Origin of the sequence: Marinibactrum halimedae, from assembly GCF_021234875.1 — a bacterium.
In the GTDB taxonomy this organism is placed as follows: domain Bacteria; phylum Pseudomonadota; class Gammaproteobacteria; order Pseudomonadales; family Cellvibrionaceae; genus Marinibactrum; species Marinibactrum halimedae.
Map to the genome: position 1 here is coordinate 38199 of NZ_JAJQVM010000023.1, position 13373 is coordinate 51571.

Consider the following 13373-nt stretch of genomic DNA (forward strand, 5'->3'; position numbering starts at 1 on the left):
AACCCATCAAGAAAAACGCCATGTATTACGCTATATGTATTATGTTAATAGGCCGTTAAAACACAGCCTATTAACTCCCCTACCATTTTCCCCTACCGCTTGTTACTGCATGACATAATAATACGGTGGCACTCCTTGCTGAGCCACACTGTTGGACATTTTGGGAGGGGGAGAAGCACCGTTGGATTTGGTGGTTTTCTCTGGCGTCGGAATGAGCAGTGGCGCCACCGTTTGTAAATTTGGTAAACCAAACCCTGAGCGCTCCGAGCCAAATTGCAAAGGGCAAGATGTTTCACACAACATATTAAATAACGCTCTTACACGATTGTAATCACGCGCCTTACATTCATTTTTAAATATAGGGTGATGAGCCAATAAGAGCCCTGCCAAGCCAGTAATATGCGGGGCAGACATAGAGGTACCCGAGTCAGGAAAATACGTATTATCTGGCCCGGTAGACACAATTGACACACCCGGTGCAGACACATTCACTTGTGGGCCAAATGAAGTAAAACGAGGTGAAAAAATGCCGGTTGTTGTCATTAATTCAGGATTGACTTGTGAAGCATCCCACGTGTTTTCTCGCACTTCTGTTGTGGCACCAATAGCAGACACAGCCAGTGTATTGGCAGAATTTGCGGGGAATTGTACAGGCCCACCACTATTACCTGCGGCAACGACCATCGCTACACCCGACATGGAGGCCTCTTCAATATGCTGCTCCACAATCGGTGACACATTGGGTGTACCCAAACTTAAATTGGCCACATCCACATTTTCTTCCATACAAATTTTGATGGCTTCCACCAACGCCGAGGTAGTACCACCGGGGAAAACTTTAACAACAATGATCTCCGCTTCCGGGCAAAAACCACGCAATTGCCCATTTTCTCCATTCGCGGTAATCATGCCCGCCACATGAGTCCCATGACCAATGGTATCAACGTTCCAGACTTTCACATCATCGGAACCGGTAACGTTGTAACCTCTTGTGACGTGGTTTAATAATTCATGAGTACCCAAACCAGAATCGATAATGGCAATTTTGACGCCTTTACCGGTTAATCGAGATTCTTGATCGGCCAACCCCATTAATTTTTGACCCCAACCATAACGAAAGTCATTAGGGAAACCGGGAATAGTCTCTGCCAAGGAGCTTAATCGAATAACGTTCACAGAATCTTTGGTTAAGGCGGGATTATCCACATATACATCCCAATACATGGTTTTTGCTTTAGCAAATACGGTATCAATGTGGGAGTTTGGCATGGTTTTTAGAGAGAGCTTCGCCATCCCTTTACTGTTTGTAGAACCACTCGCCATAGTGCCAGCAGAAGAAATTTGAATTTCCACTCCCGTCAAAGGAATGTCTCCTTCGCCTAACACCAGAAATTCATAAGTAATTTGCGTCGCCACTTTGGCGAGAGAATAACGCCTTGCTGGAATTTGTGCTTGCACGCCAACACTGTCCATATAATCCAATGTTTGCTCTTCTTCTACATGGATGTGAGGCGGGAGATTACTTAAAAGAGAAGCGCAATCGTCTGTTCCCATCTCCACCACATGCACTTCTTTCGTTTCATTAGGGGAAATAGACTGGGGCGAAAATGTGGTATTCGGTTTAATGGTTTTCACGATATTGGCATTCGGAATAGTTTCAACAAACCGCTTTAATTCATGAGATTGAAGCGGTTGAATGCCAGATTGCAAAGCAAAATTGCCGCGCTTGGATGCCACTAAATAACGTTTTTTATTTTTAGGCGCAAACAACACATTTTGATTATTTGCTTCTGGGGGGGAGTTGTCATTTTTCATGAGCGATCTCCAAATTTATTGTGCAGGTCAGTAGAAAAGCACTGCCAGCCATTGCGGCTGACAGCAGAAATACGCCCAAGCTAGGCGTTATAGGCATAGGTTGGTTGTGCAGAGAAAGGCAAAATTTGCTGCGCAAGATGTCCTGCCGTTTTGCCCACTTGAGCACCTAACTCTTGGTTACCCAAATAATTACCAATGAAGGAGCCCACAGGTTGACCGATCTGATTCATCAAATCGCCTATCGCCCCTTGTGGCGCAAATTGAGGTCCTGCTCCAAATGGCAATAAATGCCCTAACTGGCCGGCCATTTGACCTGCAACTGGTGCAAATGAGCTAATGGCATTACCGATGGCACCTTGTGGCGCAAATTGTGGGCCTGCACCGAAAGGCAATAAGTGCCCTAGCTGACCCGCCAACTGACTGGCAACCGGCGCAATACTGCTGATGGCATTACCTACCGCACCTTGTGGCGCAAATTGTGGGCCTGCACCGAAAGGCAATAAGTGCCCTAACTGACCCGCCAACTGACCGGCAACCGGCGCAATACTACTGATCGCATTACCCACGGCACCTTGAGGTGCAAACTGAGGGCCGGCACTGAAAGGCAGTAAATGCCCTAACTGGCCCGCCAACTGACCGGCAACCGGCGCAATAGTGCCGATTGCATTACCCACGGCACCTTGAGGTGCAAACTGAGGGCCGGCACTGAAAGGCAGTAAATGCCCTAACTGGCCCGCCAACTGACCGGCAACCGGAGCAATAGTGCCGATTGCATTACCCACGGCACCTTGAGGTGCAAACTGAGGGCCGGCACTGAAAGGCAGTAAATGCCCTAACTGGCCCGCCAACTGACCGGCAACCGGAGCAATAGTGCCGATTGCATTACCGACAGCACCTTGAGGCACAAACTGAGGGCCGGCACTGAAAGGCAGTAAATGCCCTAACTGGCCCGCCAACTGACCTGCAACCGGAGCAATAGTGCCGATAGCATTACCGACAGCACCTTGAGGCACAAACTGAGGGCCGGCACTGAAAGGCAGTAAATGCCCTAACTGGCCCGCCAACTGACCTGCAACCGGAGCAATAGTGCCGATCGCATTACCAACAGCGCCTTGAGGCACAAACTGAGGGCCGGCACTGAAAGGCAGTAAATGCCCTAACTGGCCCGCCAACTGACCTGCAACCGGAGCAATAGTGCTGATCACATTACCAACAGCACCTTGTGGCACAAATTGAGGACCGGCACTGAAAGGAAGAAGTCTGGCTAATTGTCCTGCTGCAGACCCTACTGCACCACCAAGCGCAGTACCAACACCAGGAGCGACAGCAGAACCAATGGCTCCACCTACTGCTGGAGCAACACTACCAATAATATCGCCGATTGCACCTTGAGGCATAAAATGTGTAATCGGAGCATAAGAAACTTGAGGATTTGCGAAATGTGACGTATTGACATAGTTCATAAGCTTAACCCTTTTATGGATTTTTGTTATCAACCTGAACAAGCATCATGGCTTGCTGGCCACAAGAGTATTGTGTTGGGTGCTTAATTTCTAAAGGTTAAAAGAGTGTGCCACGCACAGGTTCATATCAAAAATTTGCGTTTCATACATAAGTATTACGCTTAACTTTTATGACAACATTGCTACACCTCCACGACAAAATAATGCGCTTGACAAACCCTATACATTAACGTTTTAACAATGTTGTTAATAAATTATCGACCTGTGTGGCGCACTGTTCGTCTATTTTTCTCATATTCATAATCACATTAATTTCATTTTCAGAAGCAGAGAAATGTTTATGCTGCAATGTTGTACCTCGACCTAACAACAACCAATCCAATGAAACATCCAACTCTTCGCTGATTTTAATGGCATTTGACAGTGAAATATTACCTGTTGTCTGCCAACGAGAAATGGTGCTCTCATCTACATTCAACGACGCCGCAATAGGAGAATATTTTTTTATGTTTTGGTTTTTCATGACAACGCGAAGGCGTTCGGCGATATTTTTTTTATTCATAGGTGCCACTTTTCCTCATCATGATCGCTTTAATTAGACAATTTCTTAAGAAAGAAAATTTTTTTTATGGTTATTTTACATTACTCAAACATACAACCAACACACACAAGCAAGGCAAAAAAATGACGATTTCATACTAGGAGAATCTCACCATAACGCATGTATTTTTTTGATACTTAAACGTAAAATCAACGTATAATTAACATCCATCCTGGAGAGATGAAAACTCAATTCAAAAAAAGCATCGCCAGTCATACCAGTGAAACACAAGTGCTTAGAATACAGACTTGATATAAAAATTCAGGCTTTAAAGTCGCATTAAATTCCTTTTTTATTCATCTATTTTATTAAGGATTTGTCATGGCAACACCGGTAGACATCCACCCTACTTCATTCAAAAAATACCTAAGCCCCACTCTGAAGCCCCACCCGCATTCTCTCAAAAAAAATCAATCAAAATCCATCAGCCAAAAGGCAATAGATTTTTTACAAAAAAATTTGAATAAGAAATTTACGCTTGATCAGGTAGCACGTTCTATCGGCACTAACCGCAATACCTTATGCGAAAAATTTAAAAAAGAACAAGGGGAGAGTGTGTATTACTGGTTGAGGAAAAAAAAACTATACAAAGCCATCGAACTGATGAAAACCACTGAACTCACCATGAAAATTATTGCCCAAATGGTAGGCTATACCTACTATGCCAGCTTTGTATCAGCATTTAAGGCGTATTTTGGCTTATCGCCAAATGAGTATCGACTTTCCGTCAAACCTTTGCCTTTCCGTAACACCTGAACCTTACGCAATCATTTTTTACACAACCACTTTACTTAACCGCTTACTTATTATTAATTTGCTTAACAACAATTTGCTTAACAAGGGCGTCTAAGAACGTCTTTTAATAAACGCGCCACATTAAGACGTTTTTTACTGGCGACAAATTCAATTTAACATTACTTCAATGCAAACAAAAAAGCCCTGCTCACCAAGTCAGCAGGGCTTTTAGCTTAAATGAAAACGTTTTCGTATCAATAAAAATCTAGTGTCAGTAATAAGCGGCATTGTCCAGAATGCAGTGCCGGAGACCGATGAACAATTCCTGATTGCTCATTCCCCTCCCAACCACTTCCTTTGAGCAAAGCGACCTCTTGCGAACCCAATTGCTGAATGGCATCCGACGTTGGATAAAGCCCTGACTCCTCGTCTGACAAGCCTTTAGAGCCGCGCCCCAGAAGACTCCGATTCACATCCGTCTCCTGCAACCACTGCGACCCAGGCCCTCCATAAGTAGACACCATGCGACAAGGAATATTATCCACATGAAATTTAGGGCACATGGCTTTACGCAAAGGAGTTAAACGTAACCCCACTTCTTTGACCTCAAACAAGCAACTAAACATGTCAATCAGTAGCTCTAAATCGGCAATAAATTCGTCTTTATGCTTAAGCTCCGGTAATTCTTGACTTAGAAGAGCTTCGACATCCTCTGTCGGGACAATCTGTTTAATCGCCCAGGCTTCATGTTTTTGACACCACTCTTGAGCGTAAGTATCCAAATTAGGGTTAAGAGTTCGCTGCCAAACAGCGAGATTAATGTGGTCCTCATAAACTTGGGTCAACACCTCAGCTGACGCCCCTAATGCGGGTTGTGCCCACGCTATTTCTGTACATGTTTCACCCATATTTATCCCTCAAATGCTCTAGCGTCTTAAACAACGCGCTTTTACAGCGTACTCTTTACTCTTACAACTACAACTACAACTACAACTACAACTACAACTACAACTACAACTACAACTACAACGCTTCTCTACAGTCTCACAACTCAAAACGATGTTATAACATAACATTAGGTAACAAGAAACTACGACACAGAGTCAACTCTCTCACAGAAAACCAAGACTGAAAGCTCATACTATTACCCTGTAAATCGATACCCTGTAAATCGAGTCATTATCAGCAGAACGACTGTGAACCGATGAATGTTTTGGCTGTCAGATCACCCTTGTAAGGTATTTTGTTGATTGAACCATCGCGAATAAAGCATCAACACGCCCTTGTAAAAACAACCCTTAAATTCCAATCATTGAACAAACAGGACAATAACAACCCATGACTCCACGGATAAACACTGCTATAAACGATAAAAAACTCATACCAGCAGTATTTATAACTATTGCGACTATCTGGCTCCAAAGCTGCGTTGTGCTACCCAAAAGTGATAATGCTCATCAAGCCAAATGTGAGATTTCCAGTGACAGAAAAACATTGCGCGTCGTTAATCTTGTTGAAGAAACCAACTCGTTTTATTCCATTGAAGGGGTCATTGCCACGCCTATTATTTATCCCACTACGGCAATTCTGTCGGGGACGTATGTCGCGGTAAATAACATATATCATCTGGGAGAAGAGAAAATTAAATGCTCTAAGTAATTAACAACATTGAGGAAATACAAAGACAATCTAAACGCTGTATTTCCTCTGATGCAGAAAATCGTTATACCAACTCACCTAATAAATCATCGTGATACTCGGCTAATTCTTCACCTTTTTTCACTTTTTGAATGAAGTCAGGGTTTGCAATAAAAGGGCGACCAATAGCAAGTAAATCAAACTGATTGTTGTTAATAGCCGAACTCCCTGTTTCGGCAGTGTAACCACCGACGCCAACTAAGGTTTTTGAATAATAACGGCGCACATAATTTGATGCGGTACCTTCCAGGTAGTCAAACTCCATCGAGTCATCAAAGATACCAATATGCAGAAACGCCAAATCACGCTTTTCGAGTTCTGGTAGTAAATAATCAAATACCGCTCGATCCCGTACATCTCCCTCCATATTAAAATACGCTCCCGGAGAAATTCTCAACGCCGTACGATCTGAACCAATTCGCTCAATGATGGCATCCACGACCTCCAATGGGAAACGCACCATATTTTCCGGAGTGCCGCCATATTCATCGTCTCGACTATTGGCGCCATAATGCAAAAACTGATCAATTAAGTAACCATTGGCTCCGTGAATTTCAACACCGTCAAACCCGGCCTCTAAGGCATTCGCGGCAGCTTGAGCGTAATCGTCAACCAACTGTTTAAGCTCCCCAGGAGTGGCAGGGGTCGGCTCGATATAGGTCAACTCACGCATCCTCGGTACAGTGCCGTCCACTTGAATTGGAGAAGGGGCGAGAACCTTATCCCCCTTCCAAAAATAGGGATGGGCAACACGCCCGGTATGCCATAGCTGCGCAAACATTTTCCCACCCTTTCGGTGTACCGCATCCGTCACATTTCTCCAGCCCTGAATTTGCTCAGGGGTAAATAACCCTGGTGTATTCGGATAGCCCTGGCCATCTGCTCGAATAATGGTGGCTTCAGAAATAATCAAACCCGCTTCGGCCCGACGGGCATAATAATCGGCCATGGCTTGTGTCGGCACCAAATTGTCATCTGCCATGCATCGAGTCAATGGAGCCATAAGGATACGATTGGAAAGAGACAAGGTCTCGTTTAATGGAAAAGGTTTAAAAAGTGTCTCTAACATGAGTGAATCCTCAATCTTGAATGTTTGTTCAAAATAAACATTCTTGAGCAAACATTCAAGATATTTTTGAATATTTATTCAAGTATTGGTAAGATTGGCGCTCATTGAACAATCAATAACATCAAGAAAAAGGCTGGAACCCCCTATGCGTAGTGCAGAGTTTGACCGGGAAGAGGTATTACGTTCTGCCATGGAGGCTTTCCTTGCTAAAGGTTATGGCAAAACCAGCATGACCGACTTGAAGCACGCAACAGGCCTTCATCCTGGCTCCATTTACTGTGCGTTTGAAAACAAGCGGGGCCTGTTGTTGGCTTCGCTTGAACAGTACAAGCTTGACCGAAGCCATGAATTTGAATATTTTTTTAAACAAGAGGATTCGGTATTAAACGGATTACGATCCTACCTTGCACAGGTAGTAAAAGAGTGCGACCGCGACAACATTAAAGACTGTTTACTGCAAAAAGCTCTGAGCGAGCTAGCTCAACAAGACGAAGAAGTTGAATTGGTGATTGCCGAAAGCTTAGGCCAATGGCAAAAAGGCATTGAAGACAAACTCCTACAAGCACAACAAAATAATGAACTCACTACAGACAGAAACCACAGAGAATTAGCGCAATTCTTGGTGATGGGTATCTACGGCCTTCGTACTTTTTCCCACACACAACCCGAAAAAGGTGTTTTGCAACGTCTGGCTAATGAGTTATTTGACTATATTTCTCAATAATTTCAATACTGACCCCCTCGAAAACGCTGAAAAAATAAACTAAACGATGCTAATTCACAAGCCTCTGTTATTTCCCTCCACTATTTCCTTCCACAATAAAACACACAAAAGCCATCGCTCTAATTTGTAAAAAAAATGAAATATTTAAATTTTACAAAAGTTAATTTTACTCGATTTGCTTTTACAACCCAAAATAATCTAGTCTGTATCACATTACGGGTTGGCCGATTTTGTTGACGCTCAAGTGCATTAATACACTCACTATGCCATCAACCTGCACTACATCATTTTTTAAATAACGGCTGTTATATAAAATTTATTGTTTCCACTTTTATCACCTCATGTTTGCCTTTGGAGATAACTTCATGCATAAAAACACACTCTTACCTAAGTGCTTATCGGCCTGGGCACTTTTATTCACCATGGAATATGGCATTGCAGAGCCCCATTCTTTGCATGAAGCTCCTTTACATCAAACTCCTTTACATGAAAATAATTTGTACAAAAACCATTTGCCCCTTAAAAATACCGCTTTTGAAGATTTACTGAACGATACTTACAAGCTCATGGATGAAAATTGGCAAAGGCCTTCTGGTGGTTTTTGCAGCAGCGGCCGAGCAGCCACTTGGTGTGCACTGGGGCTTCTACACAGAAACGCCTCCGGGGATATTGAAAAAGCCTCTGATATGCTTACAGCGGTTCTCTCTCATCAAATTAACGCACCGGGAAAATACTATCATGGTGCCTTTGTTCGTCGCTTTCTTAGCCCCGAGGAGTACAACAAATTAGATCTGTTCAATTTGAGCTCTTCTTATTTTGATTACAACTATCGAGAATTTGTCGGTAATGCCTTTATTTTAATGCTCATTGAGTTTTCAGATGTACTACCTGAAGAACTTGTGAAAAAAATGCACGATGCAGTGTATTTAATGGCAGAAGGGGCATATTTAAGAAACATGTCAGCGGAGTACAGCAATATTGCCGTCATGCAGGCCTACCTTCTGCATTACGCAGGTATAAAATACAACCAGCCTCGCTGGGAGAAACGCTCAAGAGCACTTTCCGGCGACATCGTTAGGCATTTTCGTGAGAATGGTACTATTAATGAATACAATTCGCCCACTTATGATGGCGTCACACTGATTGCGCTTTCTATGTGGCGTCAGCATGGTTTAACACGACCTTTCAGAGCCTATGGAGAAGTGGTTTACAGAGAACTGTGGGAGAATGTGCTGAAACATTACCACCCCAAATTACGTAACTTTGTCGGCCCGTGGTTTAGAGCTTATGGTAACGATGTTACTCAATATGTTGCCATGACAGGCTTACTACTCAACCGTAATCTGCCTGCCGAGCAATGGCCTTCTCCTGATGGAGAAATTCGCTCCATGCGCCATCGCCATGATTTTGGAACGCTGCCCATGGCAGACTTACTGGATGTAAGCTTACCCAAGAAGTTATGGAGAGAGCTGTATTTCCCCACCTATGATCGCTCTTTTTCTGAATATATTTCTCGTGATCCGGTAGTAAAAAGTTCTGCTTATATGGGTGAAGATTATATGTTTGGTGCATTGTATGCAGAGCGTGGCATGGTGCATCATCAATCAAAACCCATCACTATTCACTGGCAAACCATAACCGATGATATAGGGGCAATCACCCTTTCAAGCGGCCACCACACAAAAGCAACCGCTGAAAGTGGTGTATTGGAAGTAGAAATTAATAACGTGGTAAAAGTAAGGAAAAACGATAACCCAGAACATATTCGTTTTGATGTCGACATTGCTGATAGCGCTGAATTACTGTCTATTGAGCAAAATCAATGGGCCTTTGCAGGCAGAACCTTTGAGGTAAAAACAGACGCGACATTTATAGACGTTGTTAAAAATGGCAGTCAGTATCACATTACTTATCAATTTAATACCGAAAGCGGGAATCATTTTGAAATTCGATAATACCGTTGTTTATTCACATTCATAAAACCCCTAATAAAAAAGGGTTGGCCAATTCCTCAGCCAACCCTTTTTTATTTCAGAAAGTGGCGCCTCTCACCCCCCTTCATTTTCACTCTACTCACTTCGCCGACGAATAGTCCGCCTGTGCTGTAGACTCTATCGAAGAAACGCTTTTTTCACCTGGCTTTTCTTTTTTATCGCGGCTGATCAGCGCATAAAATACCGGCGTTAAAATCAATCCAAACACCGTAACCCCAATCATTCCCGAGAATACCGCTACACCAATGGCTTGGCGCATTTCAGCACCGGCGCCAGTTGACAACACCAAAGGAACCACCCCCATGATAAAGGCAATAGACGTCATCAAAATTGGACGTAAACGTAAACGGCACGCTTCTAAAATCGCCTCCATGACCGTTCGACCTTCATCTTGTAGCTCTCGGGCAAACTCTACGATCAGAATGGCATTTTTGGTTGCCAATGCCACAAGCACAATAAAGCCAATTTGAGTAAAGATATTGTTATCACCACCATAAATGATCACACCGGTCATGGCCGATAATAAAGTCATTGGCACGATCAAAATAATCGCTAAAGGCAAACGTAAGCTTTCATATTGAGCCGCCAAAACCAAAAACACCAATACAACCACTAATGGGAAGACCAATAAGCCTGTATTACCCGCAAGTTTTTGCTGATAAGCTAATTCTGTCCACTCATAGCTCATCCCCAAGGGCAAGGTTTCAGCTAGAATTTTTTCAATGGCCGCTTGTGCTTGGCCAGAACTGTAACCCGGCGCTGGCCCGCCGTTAATTTCTGCGGTGGTAAAACCGTTATAATGCATAACGCGATCTGGCCCTGCGCTGTACTGCACATTCATAATCGAGCCTAACGGCACCATATCACCAAAGTTATTTCTTACTTGCAAACGGGCAATTTGTTTCGGATCTTGTCGGAAATTTTCTTCCGCCTGCACATTCACCTGGTAGGTTCGGCCAAACTGATTAAAATCATTCACATAAGCTGAGCCCAAATAGATTTGCATGGTGCTAAAAACATCGGAAATATCGACACCCTGTGCTTTGGCTTTCACACGATCCAAATCTACATTGATTTGAGGCACATTCACCTGAAAACCTGAGAACACACCCGTTAATTCTGGTGTTTGCCACGCCTTCATAATGACTTGCTGAGTTACTTTGTACACCTCTTCATAACCTAAATTAGCGCGGTCTTGAATTTGCAGGCGAAACCCACCAATGGTTCCCAACCCTTGCACAGGAGGTGGTGGAAAAATAGCGACAAATGCTTCTTTAATAACGCCGAACTGCTGATTAAGTTGCCCCGCTATGGCACCTGCCGACATCTCTGGTGTGGTGCGCTCATCAAAGGGTTTTAACGTGGCAAAAACAATCCCACTGCTGGAACTATTAGCGAAGCCATTAATGCTCAATCCCGGAAAGGATACCGCCGAGTCGACACCTGGGTGTTCAAGCACAATTTCTGACATTTTACGAATGACCGCTTCGGTTCGATCTAATGATGAAGCATCCGGTAATTGCGCAAAAGCAATTAAGTACATTTTGTCTTGTGGTGGAACATAGCCTGTTGGCGTACTTGAAAACTGGTGATAAGTCAGCCCCAATAACCCTCCATAAACGGCAAGAATAATGGCCGTCATGCGGATAAGCTTTTTCACTGTTGCGGTATAGCCGTGGGATAATTTATTAAATAGGTGATTGAACGGGCCAAATAACCATTTACCAAATAGCCGATCCATTAACAGAGTAAGCCAATCTTTTTTTGCACCTTCTTTTTGCAACAACAACGCAGACAGTGCAGGGCTCAATGTTAACGAATTAATCGACGAAATAACGGTAGAAATAGTGATGGTTAACGCAAACTGTTTGTAAAACTGTCCCGTTAATCCCGACATAAACGCGGTGGGAATAAACACTGCCGCCAATACCAAAGTAGTCGCGATAATCGGGCCTGTGACCTCTTTCATTGCTTTTCGTGTCGCATCCAGTGGGGGCAAGCCCTCTTGAATATTTCGCTCTACATTCTCCACCACCACAATGGCATCGTCCACCACAATACCAATCGCCAACACCAACCCAAATAATGACAAGGCATTTAATGAGAAGCCCATTAAATGCATAATCGCAAAGGTACCCACCAATGAAATCGGCACAGCAACCAGTGGGATAATGGAGGCTCTCCACGTCTGCAAAAAGAGCACTACCACAATGACGACAAGAATAATGGCTTCGAGTAAGGTATGAATAACTGCTTCAATGGAGCCGCGCACAAACACAGTCGGGTCATAAACAATATCGAATTCCAATCCTTCAGGAAATGTCTGCGACAGCTCTTCCATTCGCGCACGGACATTATCGGAAATTTGCACTGCGTTCGAACCGGGTGCCTGGAAAATGGGCAAGGCAACTGCAGGCTTATTATCGAGTAATGAACGCAAAGCGTAAGCATCAGCCCCCAACTCCACACGAGCCACATCTTTTAATCGAGTGATGGCACCATTATTACCCACCTTGATAATAATATCGCCAAACTCTTCTGGTGTTTCTAAACGACCACGTACATTAATTAAATATTGAAATTCATTGCTGCCACTGGGTTGTGCCCCTAAGGTACCTGCAGCAGCTTGCTGATTTTGTTCGGCAATAGCGGCAAGAATATCACTGGGATTTAAGCTCAGTGCAGCCACTTTTTCAGGGTCAAGCCAGACACGCATACTGTACTGTCCGCCCCCAAAAACACGAACATCACCAACACCATCAATACGGGCTAATTGATCCACCAAGTTTAAATGGCTGTAATTGGACAGGTATAAATTATCGTAACGGTCATCCGGTGACAGAACATGAACAACCATAGTCAAATTCGGAGAAGACTTTGCCGTGACTATCCCTAAACGCTGAACCTCTTGGGGCAAACGAGGTGTGGCACGGGCAACACGGTTTTGAACTAACGTTTGGGCGTGATCGGGATCAGTCCCAATAGCAAACGTTACCGTAATGGATAAACCACCATCTCCTGTGGCTTGTGAAGACATATACAACATGCCTTCCACACCGTTAATGGCTTGCTCCAAAGGCGTCGCCACTGTTTCTGCAATCACTTTAGGGTTTGCACCGGGGTAAGAGGCATTCACCACAATCGTGGGAGGCACCACCTCGGGGTATTCCGTAATCGGCAATTGCCACACGGCTAATGCGCCGGCAATAAAAATCATCAATGACAACACCCCCGCAAAAATGGGGCGCGGAATAAAGAACTGCGCAAAATTCAT

At 44.0% G+C, this 13373-nt stretch carries 9 protein-coding genes; 3 read left to right on the plus strand and 6 right to left on the minus strand.

All coding sequences use genetic code 11. The annotated features are described in order from the left end of the window. Positions 1-102 precede the first annotated feature (102 nt). The 3 genes from LU351_RS13755 to LU351_RS13765 form a co-directional block, all read right to left on the minus strand. A complete protein-coding gene (locus LU351_RS13755) occupies positions 103-1815 on the minus strand; it encodes a S8 family peptidase (RefSeq protein WP_232594664.1) in 1713 nt (570 codons plus the stop codon). Positions 1816-1895: 80 nt separating this feature from the next. Further along, the gene (locus LU351_RS13760) at positions 1896-3278 is read right to left on the minus strand and encodes a hypothetical protein (protein WP_232594665.1); all 1383 of its coding nucleotides are present in this window, start codon (positions 3276-3278) and stop codon (positions 1896-1898) included. Positions 3279-3504: 226 nt separating this feature from the next. Beyond that, positions 3505-3840 carry a helix-turn-helix domain-containing protein gene (locus LU351_RS13765; protein ID WP_232594666.1) on the minus strand — a complete coding sequence of 112 codons (336 nt, stop codon included), beginning with the start codon at positions 3838-3840 and terminating at the stop codon, positions 3505-3507. Between the two features lie 360 nt (positions 3841-4200). Here LU351_RS13765 and LU351_RS13770 point away from each other — a divergent pair, with 360 nt between their 5' ends. Continuing rightward, positions 4201-4635, plus strand: a complete 435-nt coding sequence (locus tag LU351_RS13770) for a helix-turn-helix domain-containing protein (RefSeq protein WP_232594667.1) — start codon at positions 4201-4203, stop codon at positions 4633-4635. A gap of 233 nt (positions 4636-4868) precedes the next feature. On the opposite strand, the gene LU351_RS13775 is transcribed toward LU351_RS13770, so the two are convergent. Both LU351_RS13775 and LU351_RS13780 read right to left on the minus strand, forming a co-directional pair. Beyond that, positions 4869-5522 (minus strand): DUF1826 domain-containing protein, encoded by a 654-nt coding sequence (locus LU351_RS13775; RefSeq protein ID WP_232594668.1) that lies wholly within the window; start codon positions 5520-5522, stop codon positions 4869-4871. An 815-nt stretch (positions 5523-6337) separates the two neighbouring features. Beyond that, complete coding sequence (locus LU351_RS13780; protein ID WP_232594669.1) at positions 6338-7381, minus strand: alkene reductase; 1044 nt, start codon at positions 7379-7381, stop codon at positions 6338-6340. Between the two features lie 145 nt (positions 7382-7526). On the opposite strand from LU351_RS13780, the gene LU351_RS13785 reads away from it, so the two are divergent. Both LU351_RS13785 and LU351_RS13790 read left to right on the plus strand, forming a co-directional pair. Beyond that, positions 7527-8105 (plus strand): TetR/AcrR family transcriptional regulator, encoded by a 579-nt coding sequence (locus LU351_RS13785; RefSeq protein WP_232594670.1) that lies wholly within the window; start codon positions 7527-7529, stop codon positions 8103-8105. Positions 8106-8470: 365 nt separating this feature from the next. Next, positions 8471-10060 carry a hypothetical protein gene (locus LU351_RS13790; RefSeq protein WP_232594671.1) on the plus strand — a complete coding sequence of 530 codons (1590 nt, stop codon included), beginning with the start codon at positions 8471-8473 and terminating at the stop codon, positions 10058-10060. A 118-nt stretch (positions 10061-10178) separates the two neighbouring features. Here the strand turns inward: LU351_RS13790 and LU351_RS13795 are convergent, their stop codons facing one another. Continuing rightward, positions 10179-13373 carry an efflux RND transporter permease subunit gene (locus LU351_RS13795; protein ID WP_232594672.1) on the minus strand — a complete coding sequence of 1065 codons (3195 nt, stop codon included), beginning with the start codon at positions 13371-13373 and terminating at the stop codon, positions 10179-10181.

What these genes read in the sequence shown, in the direction of transcription:
- LU351_RS13780 (WP_232594669.1), bottom strand. Translation starts at nt 7,381, where the DNA reads ATGTTAGAGACACTTTTTAAACCTTTTCCATTAAACGAGACCTTGTCT.
- LU351_RS13755 (WP_232594664.1), bottom strand. Translation starts at nt 1,815, where the DNA reads ATGAAAAATGACAACTCCCCCCCAGAAGCAAATAATCAAAATGTGTTG.
- LU351_RS13795 (WP_232594672.1), bottom strand. Translation starts at nt 13,373, where the DNA reads ATGAATTTTGCGCAGTTCTTTATTCCGCGCCCCATTTTTGCGGGGGTG.
- LU351_RS13765 (WP_232594666.1), bottom strand. Translation starts at nt 3,840, where the DNA reads ATGAATAAAAAAAATATCGCCGAACGCCTTCGCGTTGTCATGAAAAAC.
- LU351_RS13760 (WP_232594665.1), bottom strand. Translation starts at nt 3,278, where the DNA reads ATGAACTATGTCAATACGTCACATTTCGCAAATCCTCAAGTTTCTTAT.
- LU351_RS13790 (WP_232594671.1), top strand. Translation starts at nt 8,471, where the DNA reads ATGCATAAAAACACACTCTTACCTAAGTGCTTATCGGCCTGGGCACTT.
- LU351_RS13785 (WP_232594670.1), top strand. Translation starts at nt 7,527, where the DNA reads ATGCGTAGTGCAGAGTTTGACCGGGAAGAGGTATTACGTTCTGCCATG.
- LU351_RS13770 (WP_232594667.1), top strand. Translation starts at nt 4,201, where the DNA reads ATGGCAACACCGGTAGACATCCACCCTACTTCATTCAAAAAATACCTA.
- LU351_RS13775 (WP_232594668.1), bottom strand. Translation starts at nt 5,522, where the DNA reads ATGGGTGAAACATGTACAGAAATAGCGTGGGCACAACCCGCATTAGGG.